Here is a 20,814-nt window from a genome sequence, read left to right on the forward strand (position 1 = left end):
ATTCCGCTGAACCCCCGAAGGGACATCAGAGATGAGACGCACCACGAACCGCTCCGCCCACCGCGCCGGACGGGCCGGTCAGGTCCGCCGTACCGCGACCGCCTCCGGCGCCGCCCTCGCCCTCGCCCTCACCGCCGCCGCGTGCGGCGACGGCGACACGACGGGCCCGGCGTCCGAGGGTGAGTTCAGCGGCCAGACGGTCACCGTGGCCGGGGTGTGGACCGGCACCGAGCAGGAGAACTTCCAGAAGGTCCTGGACGCCTTCTCCGAGAAGACCGGCGCCAAGACCGACTTCCTGTCCACCGGCGACAACGTCTCCACGGTCATCGGCAGCAAGATCCAGGGCGGTGACGCGCCCGAGGTCGTCATGGTGCCGCAGGTGGGCGTGCTCAACCAGTTCGCCGACAACGGCTGGCTGACGCCGCTGTCCTCGGACGTCGAGCAGGACGCCTCGCAGAACTTCGCCAACGTCTGGAAGGACTACGGCACGGTCGACGGGGAGTACTACGGCCTGTACTTCAAGGCCGCGCACAAGTCGCTCGTCTGGTACAGCCCCGACGCGTTCGCCCAGGCGGGCGTCGAGGCGCCGGACTCCTACGAGGCCATGATGGAGACGGCCGGGACCATATCCGACTCCGGGCTGCCCGCCTTCTCGGTGGCCGGGCAGGACGGCTGGACCCTCACGGACTGGTTCGAGAACGTCTACCTGTCCCAGGCGGGCCCGGAGAAGTACGACGAGCTCGCCGAGCACAGCCTGCCGTGGACGGACCAGAGCGTCGTCGACGCGCTGACCACCCTCGCCGAGCTGTTCGCCGAGGACGACCTGCTCGCCGACGGGGCGGCGGGCGCGCTGCGCACCGACTTCCCCACCTCCGTCCAGAAGGTGTTCGGCCCCGAGCCGGAGGCCGGCATGGTCTACGAGGGCGACTTCGTGGGCGCGCTCGTGACCAACGACTTCGGCCGCACCCTCGGCGAGGACGCGGACTTCTTCCCGTTCCCGGCCGTCGACGGCGGCGAGGCGCCCGTGGTCAGCGGTGGTGACGCGGCCGTGGTCCTCAAGGACGGCAAGAACCAGGAGGCCGCCATGGCCCTCATGGAGTTCCTGGCCTCCCCGGAGGCGGCGGCCGTCTGGGCCGAGGCGGGCGGCTACATCTCCCCGAACAAGGAACTGGACCTCTCCTCCTACCAGGACGACCTGACGCGGCAGACCGCCCAGTCCCTCGTGGAGGCCGGTGACACCGTCCGGTTCGACATGTCCGACCAGGCGCCCGCGGCGTTCGGCGGCACGGCCGGCAAGGGCGAGTGGAAGATCCTCCAGGACTTCCTGCGCGACCCGTCCGACCCCGAGGCCACGGCTGCCGAGCTGGAGAAGGCCGCAGCCGCCGCTTTCAAGAGCTGAGGACCCCCGCGACGTGTCCCCCACGACCCACCGCAGGACCGCCCCCGGCGCCGCCACCCCGCGGCGCCGGGCCCAGCGGCGCAGGCGCATGATCGCCTGCCTGTTCGTGCTGCCCGCTCTGCTGCTGCTCGGCGCACTCGTCGTCTATCCGGTGATCTTCTCCGTCGGCCGCAGCCTGTTCGACGCCTCCGGCACCGAGTTCGTCGGCGTCGGCAACTACACCGAGATGTTCCGCGACCCCGCGACGCTCACGGCGATCCGGAACAGCACCATCTGGGTCGTCGTCGCCCCGGCGCTGCTGACCGGGCTCGGCCTGGTGCTGGCCGTCCTCACCGAGAAGATCCGCTGGGCGACCGCGTTCAAGCTGCTGATGTTCCTGCCGATGGCCGTCTCGTTCCTGGCCGCCGGCATCATCTTCCGCCTTGCCTACGAGCACGACCCGGACAAGGGCGTCCTCAACGCGGCCGTCGTCGGCGTCCACGACGCCTTCGCCGACCCGTCCCCCTACCCGACGGCCCGGGCCCGCGAGGGCCACGGCGTCGAGCCGGGCGAGGGCGGCTCGTACGTGACGGGCTCGACGGCGGGCCCCGGCGACACCGTGACGCTCGGCTTCGTCGGCATCGCCCCGAAGGACCTGCCCGAGGGCGCCGAACCGGCCGGGGCACCGTCCGCCGCGGCCGAGGAGCTGCGCGGCGTCGTCCACCTCGACTTCGTCCCCGGGGGCGGCGGCGAGGCGGGCCGGGTCGACGACGGGGAGAGCGGGCTGCCGGGCATGGCCGTGGAGGCCCTCGACGGCGGCGGAGCCGTCGCGGCCCGCACGACGACGGCGGCCGACGGCTCCTTCTCCTTCGCCGGGCTGGACCCGGGCGCCTACACGGTGCGGCTGCCCGGCGAGAACTTCGCCGAGCCCTGGAGCGGCGTCTCCTGGCTCGGCCCCGCCCTCGTCACCCCGGCCATCATCGGCGCCTACCTGTGGATCTGGACGGGCTTCGCCATGGTCCTCATCGGCGCGGGGCTCGCCGCCCTGCCCCGGGAGACCCTGGAAGCGGCCCGGATGGACGGCGCGAACGAGTGGCAGATCTTCCGCCGCATCACCGTCCCGCTGCTGGCCCCCGTGCTCACCGTGGTCTTCGTGACCCTGGTGATCAACGTGATGAAGGTCTTCGACCTCGTCTACATCATCGCGCCGGGGCCCGTGCAGGAAGACGCGAACGTGCTGGCCACGCAGATGTGGCTCGTCTCCTTCGGCGGCGGCAACGACCAGGGACTCGGCAGCGCGCTCGCCGTCCTGCTGCTGCTCCTGGTGGTGCCCGCCATGATCTTCAACGTCCGACGCTTCCGCAGGAGCCAGTCATGAGCGCCCACGACACCCTGGAGCGGAGCCCCGCCGGCCCGCCCGCACGTGCCCTGGCCGGAGCGTCGGCGGGCGGCGCCCCGCGCCGCAGGGGCCCGGTGGCCCGGCTCACGTCCTGGCTCAGCGGCGGGCTGGTGCAGACGCTCCTCGTCGTCGTCGCCCTCGTGTGGATCACCCCGCTGGCCGGGCTCCTCTTCTCGTCCCTGCGCGACGAGGAGACGAACGCCACCAGCGGCTGGTGGACGGCGCTGACCGAGCCGGCCCAGTTGTCGTTCGACAACTACAGCGAACTGCTCGCCGATTCGGGCATCGTGCAGGCGTTCTGGAACACGGTGATGATCTCCGTGCCGACGACGTTCCTCGTCGTCGCGGTGGCGGCGCTGGCCGGGTACGCCTTCGCCTGGCTGGAGTTCCCCGGCCGGGACGCCGTCTTCCTGCTCGTGGTGGCCCTGCTGGTGGTGCCCGTGCAGATCGGCCTCCTGCCGGTCGCCGAACTCTTCGGCCAGCTCGGGCTGTACGGCACGATCCCGGGCGTGGTGCTGTTCCACGTCGCCTACGGGCTGCCGTTCGCCGTCTTCCTGCTGCGCAACTACTTCGCGGAGATCCCGAAGGAGATGCTGGAGGCCGCCCGGATCGACGGGGGCGGCGAGGCGCGGATCTTCGTCCGGCTCGTGCTGCCCCTGGGCCGCCCGGCCATCGCGAGCCTGGCGATCTTCCAGTTCCTGTGGGTGTGGAACGACATGCTGGTGGCCCTGCTGTTCGCCAACACGTCCTCCCAGCCGCTCACGGTGGCGCTCCAGTCGGAGATGCGGCAGTTCGGCTCCAACATCGGCATCCTGGCGCCGGGGGCCTTCCTGTCGCTCGTCGTGCCGGTCCTCGTCTTCTTCGCCTTCCAGCGCCACTTCGTGCAGGGGGTGATGGCCGGTTCGGTGAAGTAGGGACGGGCGCCGCCGCCCGCCCGGCTCACGTCTCCAGCAGCACCGTGAACGGGCCGTCGTTCACCAGTCCGACCTTCATGTCGGCGCCGAACCGGCCCTCCGCGACGGTCGCGCCCAGCTCCCGCAGCCGGGCGCAGACCTCGTCGACCAGCGGCTCGGCCACCGGGCCCGGGGCCGCCGCCTGCCACGTCGGGCGGCGGCCCTTGCGCGCGTCGCCGTACAACGTGAACTGACTCACCACCAGCAGCGGGGCGTTCACGTCGGAGCAGGACTTCTCCCCGGAGAGGACGCGCAGCCCCCACAGCTTGCGGGCCAGCCACTCCGCCTGCTTCGACGTGTCGTCGTGTGTGACGCCGACGAGGACGCACAACCCCTCGCCGACGATCTCCCCGACCGTCTCGCCACCCACCGCCACCCGGGCGCCGTTCACCCTCTGAACTACTGCTCGCATGCGTCCATCATGCGCCGGATGGGTGTCAAGGCGCTGCGCGCGGTACCTCCCAAGTGACACGATGCGGGCACGAACCGGTGCACAACGCACGAGTGGGACCGGGGACAAGGGGACGACGATGAGCACAGCCGCAGCCGGCCGGACCACCGGCGCCACCCGTGGGACCGGGGCCGGCGGAGCGCCGCCGTGTCCGCCGCAGCAACGCGTCCCGCTCGACGGGCCCGAGACAGTCGTCTGGCCGGAGACGCCGGTGCCGCCCGGCACCCCGGAGCCCGGTGCGGGCGACGGCCTGGCCGGGCTGGGGCTGCCCCGGCTGCGGACCCTGCGCCGCACCGCGCAGCACCACGAGGCCGACCTCAGCTACGTCCGCCGGCTCCTCCAGGGCCGCATCGACATCCTCCGGGCCGAGCTGGCCGGGCGGCTGGACGCCGCCGTGCCCCTGGTCGACCGGCTGCCGCAGATCCTGGCCGACGGCCCCTCCCGGCAGCGCTCCTCCCGGCACGTGACGGTCGGCGCGCCGCGCGGCGAGGCGTACCGGGCGCTGGCCGAGGCGATGCTCGGCGAGGTGGCCCTCTCCGACCTGTCGGCCCGCACCGAGGGCGAGCTGCGCGAGGCCATGGGCCGGCTCGTCGGCTACGAGGCCGAGGTCTCGCGGCGCCGCCAGAGCGTGCAGCGCACGGCCGACGATTGCAGCGCCGAGATCGCCCGCAGGTACCGTGAGGGCGAAGCACACATCGACGACCTGCTGGCCTGAGACGATCCCCGGGCGGTGGGCCGTCCCAGCAGCTCCGAGGGGCCCCATGCCGTCCACCACGCCGCCGTCCCCGTCCACCGGTGCGATAGCCCCGGGGGCCGTTCCGCCCGTCCTCGCGGAGATCGTCCGCTCCGGCTTCACCGAGGGCCGGCACCGGGGGGCGCTCGTCGCCCTCGGCCCGGACGGTGCGGTCGCGTGGTCGCTGGGCGACGTCAGCGCCCCCATGTTCCCCCGCTCGTCGAACAAGCCCTTCCAGGCCGTCGCGTGCCTGCGCGCCGGTGCCGCGCTGAGCGGTGAGCGCCTCGCGCTGGCCGCCGCGAGCCACTCCGGGGAGCCCTTCCACCGGGAGCTGGCGGCGCAGGTCCTCGCCGAGCACGGGTTCGGTGAGGACGACCTGCGGTGCCCGGCCGACCTGCCGCTGGACCCGACCGAGTCCGAGGCGTACCTGCGGGCCGGGCTGGGGCGGGCCCGGCTCACCATGAACTGCTCCGGCAAGCACGCCGCGATGCTGGCGGCCTGCCGGGCCGCCGGGTGGCCCGCCGACTCCTACCTCGACCCGGCGCACCCGCTGCAGCGGCTGGTCGCCGACGTCGTCGAGGGGGCCACGGGCGAGTCGGTCGCCGCCACCGGCGTCGACGGCTGCGGGGCCCCTCTGCTCGCCGTCTCCCTCACCGGCCTGGCGCGCGGCTTCCGCACGCTCGTCACCGCCGCGCCCGGCACGGCCGAACGGCGCGTCGCCGACGCCATGCGGGCGCACCCCGAACACGTCGCGGGGACGCGGCGGCACGACACGTGGCTGATGCGCGAGGTGCCGGGGGCGCTGTCCAAGATGGGCGCCGAGGCCGTGCAGGCGGTGGCCCTGCCGGACGGGCGGGCGCTGGCCTTCAAGCTGGACGACGGCGGGGTGCGCGCCCTCGGCCCGGTGCTCGGCCGGGCGCTGGAGCGGATGGGCGTGACCGGGCCGGTGACGGCGCGCATCGCCGCACACCCGCTGCTCGGCGGCGGCGTCCCCGTGGGCGAGATCCGCGCGGCGTTCTGACCCACCGTGCGGCGGGGCCGGGCGGGCGTACCGGCCGGGCGGACGGGCACGTGCATAGGGTGACGGAGAACGATCACGCCCACCGCCCGCGCAGGAGGTCCACCATGACGGAAGAGCCCGCTCACGACCCCGAGGTCCTGCAACTCGCCGCGAAGATCTTCGACCTGGCGCGACGCGGCGAGACGGACACCGTCGCCGCCTACGTCGACGCGGGCGTCCCGCCGAACCTCACCAACGACAAGGGCGACTCCCTCGTCATGCTGGCCGCCTACCACGGCCACGCCGAGGCCGTCCGGGCCCTGCTGGAGCGCGGCGCCGACGCGGACAAGCCGAACGACCGGGGGCAGACGCCGCTGGCCGGGGCCGTCTTCAAGGGGGAGGACGACGTGGTCCACGCCCTCCTGGACGGAGGCGCGGACCCGACGGCCGGGACGCCCAGTGCCGTCGAGACGGCCCGGATGTTCGGCAAGGAGGAGCTGCTGCGGCTCTTCGGCGCCGTCTGACCTACCGGCCGGCCTCCGCCGGTTCCGGGGCGGGGTCGACCTGCGGGCCGTCCCCGTGCGCCTGCGGGCCGTCCCCGCGTGCCTGCGGCCCGTCGTCCCCGGCGGGCGGCTCGCCGTGCCCGCCGCCGTCACCGGGTGTGACGCCCCGCAGCAGGACGGTCGCGGCCACGGCGAGGACGGCCACGATGACGGCGCTGACGGCCGCGGTCGTGCGCAGGCCGGTGACGAACGCCTGCCCGGCGGCGTCCATCAGCGCCGCACCGAGGGCGCTCGGCAGCTGCTCGGCGGCGCCGGCCGCGCCGCCGATGGTGTCGCCCGCCACGTCCGTCGCCTCCGGCGGCAGCCCCGCCGGGAGCAGGCCGCCGACCTCGGCGCGGTAGATGGCCGCCCCGACGCTGCCGAGCACCGCGATGCCCAGGGCCATGCCCATCTCGGTGCCGGTCTCGGAGATGGCCGACGCCGCACCCGCCCGCTCGGGCGGCGCCCCGGCGATGATCATGTCCGTGCCGAGGGCGATCATCGGACCGAAGCCGAGGTGCAGGACGACCAGCGCCGTCACCGCCGTCCCCGCGCCGGACTCCGGGGTGATCGTGGCCAGCGTCCCGACCCCCAGCGCGGCGACCAGCAGCCCGCCGCCCATGAGGTACGCGGCCGGAACCCGCTGCGCCAGGGCCGGGGCGGCGAGGATGCCGACCATGCCGGCGAGCACGCCCGGCAGCGAGTAGAGACCCGCCGTGAACGGGGACATGTCCAGCACCATCTGGAGGTACTGGGCGACGAAGAAGATCACGCCGCCCATCGCGAAGATGGACAGGGCCACGGTGGTCAGCGAGACGGTGAAGCCCCGGCTGTGGAACAGCTTCAGGTCCAGGAACGGGGTGGCCAGGGTGCGCTGGCGACGGACGAACACCACACCGAGCGCCAGCCCCGCGAGTGCGGCGAGGACGGGGACGAGGCCGACGCCGTGCTCGGCGGTCTGCTTGATGCCGTACACGACGGAGAGCACGGTGCCGAGGGAGAGCGCGGCGCTGACGACGTCGATCCGGCCGGCCGTCGGGTCGCGGAACTCCGGCAGCAGGAACGGTCCGGCCACCAGCAGCAGCACCATCACGGGCACGCCCAGCAGGAAGACCGAGCCCCACCAGAAGTGTTCGAGCATCGCCCCGCCGACCAGCGGCCCGGCGCCCGCACCCAGCATGAAGCTGGACATCCACACGCTGATCGCCACCGTGCGCTGCTGCGGGTCGTGGAACATGTTGCGGATGAGGGACATGGTCGAGGGCATCAGCGTCGCCCCCGCCAGGCCCAGGAGGGCCCGCGTCGCGATGAGCATGCCGGCGCTGTCCGACATCGCCGCGAGCACCGAGGCGACGCCGAAGGCCGCCGCCCCGGTGAGGAGCAGCCGCCGCCGTCCGATGCGGTCGCCGAGCGTGCCCATGATGATGAGGAACCCGGCGATGAGGAAGCCGTAGATGTCGACGATCCACAGCAGCTGGGTGCTGCTGGGGGCCAGGTCCGCGCTGAGCTTGGGCACCGCGAAGTGGAGCACGGTCATGTCGAGCGAGAGGAGCAGGGTGGGCAGGGAGAGGACGGCGAGACCGGTCCACTCGCGCCGCCCGGCGCGTTCCCCCGTGGTCGCGTGAGGCGTCATGGGTGTCAACCTAGAAGTTCAACCCGACATGAAGTCAAACGTTTTTCGCCACCCCTGTGACGCGCCTCACGGAGCCGGGCAGTGGGGGTGGGAATGCCGTCAACTCCCTTGTGGTTTCTGCCTGTTGCCCGGCCACGACAGGCCGGGCCGAACCGACACGAGGAGTACGCATGCGGTACGCGGACGGACCCGCCACGAGCAGCGAGATCCACGTCGACGCCTCCCCCGCCACGGTGTGGGCGCTCGTGACGGACATCGGCATCCCGGCCCGGTTCAGCCCCGAACTCCAGCGGGTCGAGTGGCTGGACGGAGCGCGGGCGCCCGTGCCCGGCGCCCTCTTCGCCGGGCACAACAAGAACCCCGACATCGGCGAGTGGACCTCCACCAGCCGCATCGCCGAGGTGAGCGAGGAGCGCGCCTTCGCCTGGGACGTCGTCGACCCGGACGGCCGCTTCGGTCCCGCCGCCCCGGCCGCCAGCGCCGAACCGCTGTGCCACTGGCGCTTCGAACTGTCCGCCGCCGACGGCGGGACCCTGCTGCGGCACTCCGCGCGCGTCGGCCCCGCCCCCTCCGGCCTGAGCTCCTTCATCGCCCAGGCGCCGGAGCAGGAGGAGGAGATCATCGCCGGCCGCCTCGCCTCCCTGCGGGGCGGCATCGAGGCGACGCTGGCCGGCATCAAGGAGCTCGCCGAGGCGCGCTGACGCCACCCGGGCCGGGGCTCAGCGAAGCGACCAGCCGGCGAACTCCACCGTCGCCCTCGTCCGGGACGCGGCCGTCATGAACAGGCCGGCGTCCTGGCGGGGCGCGGCGCCGGGGACGTCCACCGTGGCCACCGTCCGCCACGTCGCGCCCTCGTCCGTGGAGTACGCCCCGGTGAACACCGTCCCGACGCGGGTCAGGCGCAGCAGCACCGGCGCCCGCACACCCGTCACGCGCCGGTAGGTGTCGAACGTCCCGTCGCCGTCCGCGTCGTGGGCCAGGACGACGCCGTGCCCGGGGGTGACGGCGAGGTTCACACCGCCCCGGCCGCGCGCCTCGGCCAGGTCGTTGCGGACGATCACGCCCGCCCGCGCCCACGGCCCGGTGTCCGGCTGCGCGGTGACGGCCACCCGTACGGACCCCTCCCCGCCCAGCGCGCCGGGCCGGAACAGCGTGCCGAACTCCTCGGTGCGGCGCCACAGGTCGGCGCCGCCGCCGTGCACGGCGTACCGGTCGCCGAGGCGGCCGAAGACGGCGTCGTTCGTCGTGTGCGTGCGCCACCCCTCGCCCACCGGCCCGGCGACGAAGAGGGTGCCGCGCCCGGTCGTGCGGGCCCGGGGCTCGCCCTGCGGCCCGTAGCGGGCCGTCACCTCGTACGGCAGCGGCTCCAGGGGGCGCTGCGGCGCACCGTCCGGCGCGGGCACCCGCCAGCGCGCCGTGACCCGCCCGCCGGGCGCGACCCGGGGCCAGGACGAGCCGCCCTGCGGCACCGCACCGGCGGGCCCGGCGAGCATCAGGTCGACGGCTCCGGTGGGCCGCAGCCCGTTCTCGTTGCGGAACGTGGCCGTCACCTCGGCGGCCCCGCCCGGCGGCAGCGAGCGGGGCTCGGCGGCGAGGGTGACGCCGCCCTGGAAGGGCGCGCGGGCCAGCACGTCGTGGGCGCGGACGGCCGTGCGGTAGGCGTCGTGGACGGGACGCTGCGGGTGGTCGTCGGTCCGCCGGGTCCACGGCTCCTCGTGGGCGTACCAGTCGAACCTCCTCGGCGGCCGGTCGGCGGCGAGCGCGTCCTGGAGCTCGTCGAGGTAGCGCCGCCAGCGGGCGAGGTGGACGTCGGCGATGAGCCCGTGCCAGTCCCGGTTGGCGTAGTCGGCGAGCCGGCCGCCGTCGGCCGTGGGCCGGTCCGCCCAAGTGGTGAGCAGCACGCGCGCGGTGCGCTCCCACTCCGTCCGCTCCTCGGCATCGGCCGCGCTACGGCGGGCGTCGGCGAGCCAGGGCCCGAGGAGGAAGCTCCGGTGCGCCCCGGCCACGTCGTCCGCCAGCCGGAGCAGCTCCAGCCAGAGCGTGGCCAGCCGGGCGAACGTCCGCCGGTCCTTCGCCGCGTACGCCTGGTCCAACTGGCCGATCAGCAGCCAGGAGCGGTTGGCGACCGCCTGCCGGGTGGCGTCGACCAGGTCGTACCGGTAGGCGTCGCTCCCGCGCAGCGGCTCGGCGACGCGCAGCAGGGCGGCGAAGGCGGCGTCGAAGGCGGGCGGGTCGAAGGCCGGGGTGTGGGTGGCGTAGTACGTGCCGGAGCGGGCGGAGAGGCTCGGCCGGGCCGCGAAGACGCTGTCGTGCGGACGGCCGTCGCGGGAGTCGATCCGGTAGGCCGTCTCCCGCAGTGCGGCGAACGCCTCGCGTGCCGCCGGGTCCTGGCCGCCGTAGCGGAAGTCGGCGTACTCCGCGAACCACTCCGCCCGGTCCACCGGCTCCTCGCGCCAGGCCAGCTCGCTGAACAGCTCGAACGCCGCCGGGTCGCGCTCGGCCGCCTCCGGCATGAACGCGGTGCCGAGCAGGGCGCTGCCCGCCCGGTCCCGCCACCGCGTGAACCGCTCCGCCCACCGGTGCGTCTTCGCGCCGAGCGTCGTGCGGCCGCCGAAGTTGGGGATCGTGCCGAAGGCGTACGGGACGCCGCCCCAGTCCGCCTCCCGGTCCGTGACGCGTTCGAGGTCGGACAGCCCGTCGACCACGAGCATCCGCTCCGGGTGCGCCAGCCCGTCCAGCAGCTCCCGGCGCGGGTTGTGCTGCCAGCCGAGGATCACCCACGTCGCGTCCGGCAGGGCCGTGCGCAGCGCCCGCTCGACGCCGCGCGCGGCCTCCGGGACGGGCACGTCCCCGGCGTCGCCGCCCTCGTGCAGGAGGTCCATCTTGACGTGCGCGGGCGCGCCGAACAGCTCCCGCTGGTGGGCGTAGAACGCGGCGGCCACGGCGGCGAAGGCGTCCGTGCGCGGGTCCAGCCAGTCCGGGCGGGGCAGGCCCGCCCAGGTGCCCTGCGGGACGGTGCGGGCCCCGGCGTTCCGGGTGGCGAAGCCGCGCGGCACCGTGCCGAAGTAGCCGGGCAGCACCGGCGCCATGCCCAGCTCCCGCAGCCGTCCCGCGATGCGCCGGCCGAGCTCCGTCCGGGCGGCCAGGAGCGCGGGGCTGACGGGCCCTCCGTAGGCGGACATGTTCTGCAGCAGCCACCACGGCTGGTGCGTCGGCGCGGGGAGCCAGGCCCGCGCCTCGCTCTCCGTGTACCCGAACTCCTGGAGCAGCCGGTGGTACACCGCCTCCGTGCCCGGCGTGACGAGCACCTCGTTGACGCCGTGCAGCGCCAGGACGTCGATGAGCCGCTCCCAGCGCGGCCAGTCGGCGTACGGGGCGGTGTAGCCGTCGTGCGTGTCGTTGAGGGCGAAGCGGTGCGGCACGGTGGCGGCGCGCTCCTCCGCCCGGCGCGGGGCGGGGAGCGTCGCGGGCAGGTCGGTCTGCGAACCGGCCCAGCTCAGGTGCGCCCGGCAGGTGTACTTCAGGTACCAGTGGACGCCGGTGAGCGCGACCGCCGGGCTCGTCCCGCGGATCTCCACCGCGCCCCGGCCCCCGCCGACGGTGAACCGCTCCCGGCCGTCGAGGAGAGTGAGGGCGAACTGGTCGGCGTGGTCGGGCAGCAGCCGCTCCAGCGCCGCGCGGGCCGCCTCCATGCCGCTCCCCCCGCCACCCCCGGACGGTTCGCCCCGGCCGGGGCTGCTGCCCGTCAGGGCCAGCCCCGCGCCGAGGGCCCCGGCGGACCCCAGCAGCAGCCGTCTGCTCGGCCCGGCCGGGCCGCTCGGTACGTTCACCACGCTCCCCACGCTGGGCGCCCGACGTGACGCCCCCGCGCACGCGACGTTAACGACCGGCCCCCCGCCATCGACCCCGCCACCCCGACGCACCGCCCCCAGCACCACCCGATCGCCGTCCCCCGCCCCGCCGCCCACAGCCTTTCGGGACAGGGCGGGCGGGGCTCAGGCGCCGCTGGTGGTGGCGGGGTCGGGGTCGCAGGTCCGCAACGCCGTGACGTGGTTGCCGTCCGTTCCGTAACCGGAGAAGGTCGCCCACGCGTCGGGCTCCAGGACGCGGCACGGGGCGGACTGGCCGTTCGTGTAATCGACCGTGACGGCGACGGTGTCGTCACAGCCGTTGTGGACGTGGGTGTAGCGCCAGCTCTCGTAGTACTGCACGCACTCGGGAGCCGGGGATTCGGTGGCCGCCGCGGACGGGGCAGCGGCCAGGGTCATCATGAGGCCCGCCGCAGCCGTGGCGGTGAGGGCGATCGGGCGCGATAGGTACGTCATGAGGTGTGCCATGGCCCGAACGTTCCAGACCCTGGGAAGCTTGCGCAAATCTCTGCAAGAAATTTCAGCCACTCGCTGGTTCGCAACGTTAACCTGCAGGTAAACGGCGTCTTCAAGCAATGAAATGAATTGCATCCCCTGAGGGTGTCGTAGCCGGACGGAGCCCGCGCTCGCGTTCCCTCGGCGCCGTCGAGGGGCGTCGGCCATGGCTCAGGTCCGCTCGGAGCCCTCGGGTACACATTGGCCGGAACGCGTTGGTCGAACCTGCGCCCACGCCGGGCGGCGGCCCGTCGCCGTCACCGCGTCGCCCGCGTTCACGATGACGGCCGGCGGGAGGGGGCGGGCCGGGGCGGCACCCCCTCCCGCCCCGGCCCGGCCCCGGTCACGTCATGCGCCGCTCTCCGCCATGCGGCGGCGCAGGCTCAGCGGGCGCATGTCCGTCCACACCCGGCCGATGTGGTCCAGGCACTCCTGCCGGGTGCCGGTCGTGCCCTCGGCGTGCCAGCCGTCCGGGAGGGCCCGGTCCTGCCGCCACACCGAGTACTGCTCCTCGTCGTTCCGCACCACCCGGTAGCCGGGCTCGTCGCTCTGGCTCATGGCTTCGTCCTCCCGCGTTCGATCGGTCGTCGGGGCACAGCGTGCCCCGCCCGGCGGGGCGGACATAGGGACAAACGCGCAGAAGGAACGGTGCCGGGCGCTGCCCGTCCTTCCCTGGTGGCGCGGGCGCGGCGGCGGCAGGGTTCCGGGCAACCCCTGGAAGGAGTTCGCCATGACGGACGTCCCGGACCACGTGCACCTGCCCACCGGTGGCTGGCGGCTGTGGGAGCACTTCGCGCTGCGCGGCCCCGGCTTCCCCGCCGAGGGGGTCCTGCGCACCGCACCGCCCGGGCTGGCGCCGGCGGCGGACAAGTTCGCGCCCGGCGACCGGCTGGACGGCCCGGAGTGGGAGCACTTCACCGAGGCGTTCGACGCCGGTGCCGTGCACACCGCGCGGTTCCTCCAGGAGATCGCCGCCGACCCCCGCTTCCGGGCCGCCGTGGCCTGGCAGAACCCGGCGGTCCTGCGCACCGGCATCGCGCCGTTCCTCGCCTGGACGCCGACCGCCGCCGGCCGCAGCTCGATGCCCCGACAGCGGGAGGAGCTCGTCGCCCACTACTGGCAGCGCTTCTGCGTCAAGAACGACACGATCGGCTTCTTCGGCCCCGTCGGCTGGGGCCGCTGGGACCTGGGCACGCGCGGTCTGGCCGTCGACCCCGGTGAGGGCTTCCTGGAGACGTCCACGGTGTACTTCGCCAGCTGGGCGATCGACGCCCTCGCCGCGACGCTCGCCGCCGACCCGGAGCTGCTGGCGTGGATACCGCCCCGGCGCGTGTCGTTCGCGCGGCTGGGGGACGGCACGGTCCAGGTGCCGGGACGGGCCCCGCAGCCGCTGCCGGACGCGGCGCACGCCGTGCTGGAGCTCTGCGACGGGACGCGGCCGATCGGCGTCCTCGCGGCCGAACTCGGCCGCCCCGAGGCCGAGGTGGCCGAGACCGTGCGCTGGTTGCAGGGCAAGCGGTGGGTGCACTGGCGGCTGGACGTGCCCAGCAGCACGCACCCCGAGCGGGCGCTGCGGGAGATCCTGGAGCGCGTCGGTGACGCCCGGGTGCGGGAGGCGGCGCTGGAGCGGCTGGACGTGCTGGAGCGCGGCCGGGACGCCGTGCAGGCCGCCGGGGTGGACGCCGAGGCGCTGACGTCCGCGATCAGCGCCCTGGAGGCGGACTTCGCCGCGCTGACGGCCACCGACGGCCAGCGGGCCAAGGGGGCGCGGACCGCGCCCTGCCGGGGCCTGGTCTACTCCGACAGCCGTCGGGCCGCGACGGCCACGCTCGGCACGGCGCTGCTCGACGAACTCACGCCGCTCGGGCTGTGCCTGACCTCGGCGCGCTGGATGACCAACCGCTTCGCGGAGCTGGCGACCGCCCGGCTGCGCGCGCTGTACGAGCGGCTCGCGGCGCGCGGGCCGGTGGACCTGGCGACGCTGTGGCTGTCCGGCCTGCCCTCGCCGTACCCGGGGGCGGACCAGGACCTGGACGCCGTCCAGGCCGAGCTGCGGGCGAAGTGGGCGCGCGTGCTGGAACTGCCGGAGGGCGTGCGCCGGGTGCGGCTGTCCACGGCGGACCTCGCGGACCGGGTGCGGGAGGAGTTCGAGGAGCCCGGCGCGGGCTGGTCCCTGGCGCGCTACGTCAGCCCGGACCTGCTGGTGCTGGCCGAGGGCCCGGAGGCGGTCGAGCGGGGCGAGTTCGATCTGGTGCTGGGCGAGATGCACTGCGCGCTCAACACGATGGGCGCCTCGCTCTTCGTCCACCAGCACCCCGAGCCGGCGGCCCTCGTCGCGGAGACGAGCCGGGACTTCCCCGGCCCCCGGCTGCTGCCGATGCTGCCCAAGGAGCTGCCGCTGAAGTGGTCCTCCCGCAGCCGGCCCTCGCTGGACCGGCCGGAGGACCACTACGTGGCGCTGGTCGACGACACCGGCGACCCGCACCGCCCGCGCACCGTGCTCAGCGCGGACGTCGCGGTGGAGGACGACGCGGGCCGGCTCACCGCCGTCCTGCCGGACGGGAGCCGCTTCGATCTGCTCGACGTCTACGCCAACACCCTCACCCAGCGCGTCATGGACCGCTTCACGCTGCGCCCCGAGGGGGAGCACACGCCGCGCATCACGCTGGACCGGACGGTCGTCGCACGGGAGACGTGGACCTTCCGGGCGGGCGGACTCGGCTTCGCCGACGAGAAGTCGGAGCCCCGGCGCTTCGTGCGGGCCCGGCACTGGCGGCAGGAGCACGACCTGCCGCGTTTCGTGTTCGTCGTCTCTCCCACCGAACCCCGGCCGTTCTACGTGGACTTCGACAGCCCGGTGTACCTGAACATCCTCGCCAAGGCGGTGCGCAGGCTGGTCCGGAAGGACCCGGAGGCCCGGCTGAAGGTCAGCGAGATGCTGCCCACGCCGGAGCAGGCCTGGCTGCCGGACGACCAGGGCCGCACGTACACCTCCGAGCTGCGCTTCGTCGCCGTCGACCAGACGGTCGTGGACCGGGCGGACGCCGCGAACGGGGGTGCGTGATGCGGACGTTCGTCGACGACATCCTCGGCCACGCGGCCCGCACGCCGGGCCGGACGGCCGTCACCACCCCGGACGGTGACGTCACCTACGCCGAACTCGCCGAGCGGATCGAGCGGCTGGCCGCCGTGCTGCGCGCTCGGGGCGCGGGACCGGAGCGGGTGTGCGCCGTGGCGGTGCCGCGCGGAGTGGACGCCGTCGTGGCGCCCGCGGCGGTGCTCCGGGCGGGCGCGGCGTTCCTCGGCCTCGACGTCGAGCAGCCGCCCGCGCGGCTGGCGGCGCTGGCGGCGAGCGGCGGCGCGGAGCTGCTGGTGACGACGGCGGAGCTGGCCGCACGCGGCCAGCTGCCCGACCCGGACGGGTCCGGCGCGCCGGTGCTCGTGGACGCCCCCGGCACCGGTGGCCCGACGCCGACGCCGACGCACGCACCGGAGCCGGAGCCGGTGGACGGCCGGGCGCTCGCCTACGTCAGCCACACCTCCGGCTCGACGGGCGCGCCGAGCCCCGTCCTCATCGAGCGGCGGTCGGCCGACTCCTACCTGCGCCAGCTCGTCCGCGACCAGGGCCTCGGCCCGCACACCGTGGCGCTCCAGACCGCGCCGCAGGGCTACGACGCGGCCGTCCGGGACACGTTCGCGCCGCTGCTGGCGGGCGGGCGGCTCGTCCTGGTGCCCCGCGCGGAGCTGATGCGGCCGGACGCGTTCGGGGCGGCCGTGCGCCGCCACGGCGTCGACACGCTGCTCAGCGTGACGCCGTCGTTCCTGGCCTTCCTCGCCGGGCAGCCGGACGCGCGGAACCTGCTGGCCGGGGTGCGGCTGGTCGTCTCCAGCGGGGAGTCGCTGCGGCCGTTCCTCGCGGCGGGCGGCCGGGAGCTCGTCGAGGGCCGGCTGGTCAACCAGTACGGGCCCACCGAGTGCACCATGACCTCCACCCGCCACGTCGTGCCGCGAAGGGCCGAGCAGCCCGGGGGGCCGGACGGCGCGGGCCGCCCGGACCGCCCGGCTGACGTGGTGGGCACGCCGGTCGACGGGGTGGTGGTGCGGCTGCTGGACGCCGACCTCGCCCCCGTCCCGGACGGCGCCGTGGGCGAGGTGTTCATCGGCGGGGTGGGGGTCGCGCGCGGCTACCGGGGGCTGCCCGCCCGCACCGCCGACCGGTTCGTGCCCGACCCGCTGGGCCCGCCCGGCGCGCGGCTGTACCGCACGGGCGACCTGGCGCAGGCCGGTCCGGACGGGCTGGAGTACCTGGGCCGCACCGACCGGCAGGTCAAGCTGCGCGGCCACCGCGTGGACCCGGCCGAGGTCGAGGGCGCGCTGCTGGGCCACCCCGGCGTCACCGGCGCCGTCGTCACCCCGGAGCACGACGAGCGCGGGCGGGTCTTCCTCGTCGCCCACGTGACGGGTGACCTGTCCGGCACGACGGACGGCGCGCTCCGCGCCCACCTGGCCACCACCCTGCCCCCGCATCTGATGCCGCGCCGCTTCGAGCGGCTGGCCGCGCTGCCCACCACCCGCAGCGGCAAGGCGGACCGCCGCGCCCTGGCCGGAAGCGGGGGACGGTCATGACCACCACCCTCGTCTCCCCGGGCCCGGCCGCCGTCGAGGAGGCCGCGGGACGCATCGCCGGACGGGTCCTGCGCACGCCGCTGCTGGCGGGTCTGCCCGTGCCCGGCAAGCGGCGCTCGGGCTGGCGGTTGCGGCTGAAGGCCGAACACCTCCAGTACGGCGGCTCGTTCAAGCTGCGAGGCGCCGCGAACGCGGTGCTGGCGCTCGGGGCCCGGCGGATCGTCACCGGCTCCTCCGGCAACCACGGGATCGCGCTGGCCCGGCTCGCGGCGCCGCTGGGCGTCGAGGTCACCGTCGTGCTGGCCGCCGGGGCCGACCCGGCCAAGGCGGCGCTGATCCGGGCGCTGGGCGGCCGGACGGTCCAGGTGCCGGGCGGTGTGGCCGAGCGCGAGGCGCGGGCCCGGGAGCTGGCCGAGCTGACGGACGCCCGCCTGGTGCCGTCCTCGGACCACGAACTCGTCGTCGCGGGCCAGGGCACCGTCGCCCGGGAGATCCTGGAGGACGCGCCGGAGACCACCACGCTCTGCGTGCCGGTCGGCGGCGGCGGGCTGCTGGCGGGCACCTGCCTGGCCGCCCGCGACCACGCGGTGCGGATCGTCGGCGTGGAGCCGACGGCCGCGCCCCGCTACGGCCGTTCCCTGGCGGCCGGGCGACCCGTCCGGCTGGCGCCCAGCGACACCGTCGCCGACGGGCTGCGCGCCCAGGAACCGGGCGCGGTGACCTACCCCCTCATCCGCGACCGGGTCGACGACCTGGTCGCGGTGACCGACAGCGCCATCCTCGCCGCCCTCCGGCTGCTGCGCGGCCACGGCGTCGAGGCCGAACCCAGCGGCGCCGTCGCGCTGGCCGGGGCCCTGCGCCTGGGCCGCGACGGCGGCCGCGTCGTCGCCGTCGTCTCCGGCGGCAACACCGCCACGGCCCTGCGGGCCGCCACCACCTATCCCCACCGGGAGGACCTGCCATGACCACGACCACCCCCCTGAGCCCCGCCGCCGCCACCACCGACGCGGCCGAGCGTCCCACCGGCGCGGCGCTCACCGCCCTGGTCACCGAGGCCTACCGCGAGGCGCTGGGCTCGCCCGAGATCGACCAGGACAGCGACTTCTACGCGTGGGGCGGCGACTCGCTGACCGCCTTCCGCGTCACCGCGACGCTCCAGGACGCCCTCGGCGTGGAGGTGGCGGTGGCGCTCGTCTTCGCCTACCCGACGCCCGCCGACCTCGCCGACGTCGTCGACGCCGACCTGGCCCAGGTGTGAGGGGCACGCCATGACCGAGACGTACGTGCCCGGGGGCGGGCGCTGGCGGCTGTGGGAGCAGTTCGCGCTGCGCGGCCCCGGCTTCCCCGCCGACGGCGTGCTGCGGCTGGCCCCGGACGGACTGGCCGCCGCCGCCGACAAGTTCGGCCCGCGCGACGAGCTGTCCGGCCAGAGCTGGACGGACTTCGCCGCCCTGTTCGCCGACGCCGCCGTCGAGACGGCCCACACCCTCCAGGACATCGCCCGCACGCCCGCCTTCCGGGAGGCGGTGGCCTGGCAGAACCGGCCGGTGCTGACCTCGGGCGTCGCGCCGTTCCTCGCCTGGACGCCGGGGGTCGACCGGCGCAGCTCGATGCCCCGGCAGCGGGAGGAGCTCGTCGCCCACTACTGGCAGCGCTTCTGCGTCAAGAACGACACCATCGGCTTCTTCGGCCCCGTCGGCTGGGGCCGCTGGGACCACGAAACCCCCGGGCTCACCGTCGAGCCGGGCGCGGGGCTGGTGGCCGCGACGGAGGTCTACTTCGCCAGCTGGGCGATCGACGCCCTCGCCGCGACACTCGCCGCCGACCCGGAGCTGTGGCCCTGGGTGGCGCCGCGCCGGGTGCCGTTCGTGCGGCTGTCCGGCACGGAGGTCACCGTGCCGGGCCGCCCGGCGCAGCCCGTCACCGCCGAGGACGCCGCCGTGCTGGCGCTGTGCGACGGACTGCGGCCGGTGGCGGAGATCGGGCGGCGCCTGCCGGGCGTCGACGTCCACGCCGTGCTGGACGGCCTGGTCCGGCGCCGGCTGGCGGTGCGGAAGCTGGAGGTGCCCGCCGGGGCCCGGCCGGAACGCGCCCTGCGGGCCTGGCTGGAGGGCGTCGGTGCGCCGGGGCCCCGGCGGCGCGGGCTCGCCGCGCTGGACGCCCTGGAGCGCGGCCGGGACCGGGTCCGCGCGGCGGAGGGGCCGGACGCGCTGGTGGCGGCGCTCACGGAGCTGGAGGAACGCTTCGTGGCGCTGACCGAGACGGCGGCGCACCGGGAGAAGTCGGCCGGGACGGCGCCGTGCCGGGCCCTGGTGTACTCCGACTGCCGCCGGGCCGCGACGGCCACGGCGGGCCGGGCCGTGCGGGCGGCGCTCGCGCCGCTCGACCCGCTGCTCACCAGCGCCGCCTGGCTCACCTCCGAGCTGGCCTCCGGGGTGCTGGAGCGGGCGCGCGAGGTGTACGCGCGGCTGGCCGCCGAGGGGCCCGTGGACCTGGCGGCCTTCTGGTTCGCCTGCATGCCGGTCCTGCACGGGGCCGCGCGGGAGCGGGCGGAGGAGCTGGGACGGGAGTTCCGCAGCCGGTGGGAGGCGATCCTGGCCCCGCCGCCGGACGCCCGCCGGGTGCGGCTCTCCCTGGCGGACGTCGCCGGGCCGGCGGCCGAGGCGTTCGGCGGCGCGGGCGGCCCCGGCTGGAGCGCGGCGCGCTACCTCAGCCCGGACGTCATGGTCGCGGCCGAGGGCCCGGAGGCCGTGGCGCGCGGCGACTTCACGCTCGTCCTGGGCGAGTTGCACCTCGCGGCCAACACCCTGGGGGCCTCCCTCTTCGTCCACCAGCACCCGGACGCCGAGGAGTTGCTGGACCTCACCGGGCGCGACCACCCCGGCCCCCGGCTGCTGCCCCTGCTGCCCAAGGAGCACCGCTCCCGGCTCTCGGCGCGGATCCGGAACGCCCTGGTCCGGCCCGAGGACTACTACGTGGCGCTGGTGGACTTCACGGCCGACCCGGCCCGCCCCCGGACCGTGCTCAGCGCGGACGTGGCGGTCACCGAGGAGGACGACGGCACGCTGGTGACCGTCCTGCCCGACGGGGCGCGGTTCCCGGTCGTCGAGGTGTTCGCGCACGTCCTGACGACCCTGGCCATGGACCTGTTCCGGCTGCTGCCCGAGGAGGCCGAGCACTCCCCGCGCGTCACCGTCGACCGGCTCGTGGTGGCCCGCGAGACGTGGCGGCCGGCCGTCGCGGAGCTGGACTTCGCCGGGGAGAAGGACGAGGCCCGCCGCTTCGTGCGGGCCCGGCGGTGGCGGGCCGAACGGGACCTTCCGCGCCATGTGTTCGTCGTGCTGCCCACCGAGACGCGGCCGTTCTACGTCGACTTCGACAGCCCCGTCTACGTCACCATCCTGGCCAAGGCGCTGCGCCGGGCCGCCCGGAAGGACCCGACGGCCCGGGCCGTCGTCACCGAGATGCTGCCGACGCCGGAGCAGAGCTGGCTCACCGACGACCAGGGGCGGGCGTACACCTCCGAGCTGCGCTTCGTCGCCGTGGACGAGCACGGTCGGGCCCCGGGGGACACCGTGGCCCCACCCGATGCGGCGAGCGTTGCGGGCGGGGAGGGGGCGAGCGGCACGTCCTGAGCCCCGCGCGGCTCACCCGCGCCCGCACGCCCACCGCGACGCGAGACGGCGGCCCTCCGGCCCACCCGGCCGGACGGGCCGCCGTCGCGTGCGCTGCCCC

The 20,814-nt window shown here is 75.5% G+C and carries 17 protein-coding genes; 12 read left to right on the plus strand and 5 right to left on the minus strand.

The genetic code is table 11. The features are described 5' to 3' along the window. Positions 1-31: 31 nt before the first annotated feature. The 3 genes from V6D49_RS11315 to V6D49_RS11325 are packed head-to-tail and all read left to right on the plus strand — an operon-like array spanning position 32 to position 3,691. On the plus strand, positions 32-1,399 hold the full coding sequence (locus V6D49_RS11315; RefSeq protein WP_340559262.1) for an ABC transporter substrate-binding protein: 1,368 nt from the start codon (positions 32-34) through the stop codon (positions 1,397-1,399). Positions 1,400-1,412: 13 nt separating this feature from the next. Continuing rightward, the gene (locus V6D49_RS11320; RefSeq protein ID WP_340559263.1) at positions 1,413-2,756 is read left to right on the plus strand and encodes an ABC transporter permease; all 1,344 of its coding nucleotides are present in this window, start codon (positions 1,413-1,415) and stop codon (positions 2,754-2,756) included. Further along, positions 2,753-3,691 (plus strand): carbohydrate ABC transporter permease, encoded by a 939-nt coding sequence (locus V6D49_RS11325; protein WP_340559265.1) that lies wholly within the window; start codon positions 2,753-2,755, stop codon positions 3,689-3,691. The genes V6D49_RS11320 and V6D49_RS11325 overlap by 4 nt, the downstream gene beginning before the upstream one ends. 25 nt (positions 3,692-3,716) lie before the next feature. On the opposite strand, the gene dtd is transcribed toward V6D49_RS11325, so the two are convergent. After that, complete coding sequence (gene dtd, locus V6D49_RS11330; protein ID WP_340559266.1) at positions 3,717-4,142, minus strand: D-aminoacyl-tRNA deacylase; 426 nt, start codon at positions 4,140-4,142, stop codon at positions 3,717-3,719. A 118-nt stretch (positions 4,143-4,260) separates the two neighbouring features. Here dtd and V6D49_RS11335 point away from each other — a divergent pair, with 118 nt between their 5' ends. The 3 genes from V6D49_RS11335 (at position 4,261) to V6D49_RS11345 (ending at position 6,438) form a co-directional block, all read left to right on the plus strand. Continuing rightward, a complete protein-coding gene (locus V6D49_RS11335; protein ID WP_340559267.1) occupies positions 4,261-4,896 on the plus strand; it encodes an RsiG family protein in 636 nt (211 codons plus the stop codon). A gap of 46 nt (positions 4,897-4,942) precedes the next feature. Further along, positions 4,943-5,935: an asparaginase gene (locus V6D49_RS11340; protein WP_340559269.1), complete on the plus strand. Its 993-nt coding sequence runs from the start codon at positions 4,943-4,945 to the stop codon at positions 5,933-5,935. A gap of 104 nt (positions 5,936-6,039) precedes the next feature. Then, the gene (locus V6D49_RS11345) at positions 6,040-6,438 is read left to right on the plus strand and encodes an ankyrin repeat domain-containing protein (protein WP_340559271.1); all 399 of its coding nucleotides are present in this window, start codon (positions 6,040-6,042) and stop codon (positions 6,436-6,438) included. Between the two features lies 1 nt (position 6,439). Here V6D49_RS11345 and V6D49_RS11350 read toward each other — a convergent pair whose 3' ends face one another. After that, positions 6,440-8,089 (minus strand): MFS transporter, encoded by a 1,650-nt coding sequence (locus tag V6D49_RS11350; protein WP_340559272.1) that lies wholly within the window; start codon positions 8,087-8,089, stop codon positions 6,440-6,442. A gap of 170 nt (positions 8,090-8,259) precedes the next feature. Between V6D49_RS11350 and V6D49_RS11355 the strand changes: the two genes are divergently transcribed. Continuing rightward, positions 8,260-8,790, plus strand: coding sequence for an SRPBCC family protein (locus V6D49_RS11355; protein WP_340559274.1), 531 nt, complete (start codon positions 8,260-8,262; stop codon positions 8,788-8,790). Between the two features lie 18 nt (positions 8,791-8,808). Here the strand turns inward: V6D49_RS11355 and V6D49_RS11360 are convergent, their stop codons facing one another. The 3 genes from V6D49_RS11360 to V6D49_RS11370 form a co-directional block, all read right to left on the minus strand. Further along, complete coding sequence (locus tag V6D49_RS11360; RefSeq protein WP_340563882.1) at positions 8,809-11,781, minus strand: alpha-N-acetylglucosaminidase; 2,973 nt, start codon at positions 11,779-11,781, stop codon at positions 8,809-8,811. 303 nt (positions 11,782-12,084) lie between these two features. Then, positions 12,085-12,414: an alpha-amylase gene (locus tag V6D49_RS11365; protein ID WP_340559276.1), complete on the minus strand. Its 330-nt coding sequence runs from the start codon at positions 12,412-12,414 to the stop codon at positions 12,085-12,087. A 387-nt stretch (positions 12,415-12,801) separates the two neighbouring features. Continuing rightward, positions 12,802-13,011, minus strand: coding sequence for an MbtH family protein (locus V6D49_RS11370; protein ID WP_191212000.1), 210 nt, complete (start codon positions 13,009-13,011; stop codon positions 12,802-12,804). Between the two features lie 172 nt (positions 13,012-13,183). Between V6D49_RS11370 and V6D49_RS11375 the strand changes: the two genes are divergently transcribed. Genes V6D49_RS11375 through V6D49_RS11395 form a run of 5 tightly spaced genes read left to right on the plus strand, consistent with a single transcriptional unit; the run spans position 13,184 to position 20,714 of the window. Next, positions 13,184-15,517, plus strand: coding sequence for a lantibiotic dehydratase (locus V6D49_RS11375; RefSeq protein WP_340559277.1), 2,334 nt, complete (start codon positions 13,184-13,186; stop codon positions 15,515-15,517). Then, entirely contained in the window at positions 15,517-17,079 is a 1,563-nt protein-coding gene (locus V6D49_RS11380) for an amino acid adenylation domain-containing protein (protein ID WP_340559278.1), read from the plus strand. Before V6D49_RS11375 ends, V6D49_RS11380 begins: the two co-directional genes overlap by 1 nt. After that, entirely contained in the window at positions 17,076-18,044 is a 969-nt protein-coding gene (locus V6D49_RS11385; protein ID WP_340559279.1) for a threonine ammonia-lyase, read from the plus strand. The genes V6D49_RS11380 and V6D49_RS11385 overlap by 4 nt, the downstream gene beginning before the upstream one ends. Beyond that, complete coding sequence (locus V6D49_RS11390; protein ID WP_340559280.1) at positions 18,041-18,337, plus strand: acyl carrier protein; 297 nt, start codon at positions 18,041-18,043, stop codon at positions 18,335-18,337. The genes V6D49_RS11385 and V6D49_RS11390 overlap by 4 nt, the downstream gene beginning before the upstream one ends. Before the next feature lie 10 nt (positions 18,338-18,347). Next, positions 18,348-20,714, plus strand: a complete 2,367-nt coding sequence (locus V6D49_RS11395; RefSeq protein WP_340559281.1) for a lantibiotic dehydratase — start codon at positions 18,348-18,350, stop codon at positions 20,712-20,714. Positions 20,715-20,814: the final 100 nt, after the last annotated feature.

The organism is Streptomyces sp. GSL17-111 (assembly GCF_037911585.1).
Taxonomy (GTDB): Bacteria; Actinomycetota; Actinomycetes; order Streptomycetales; family Streptomycetaceae; genus Streptomyces.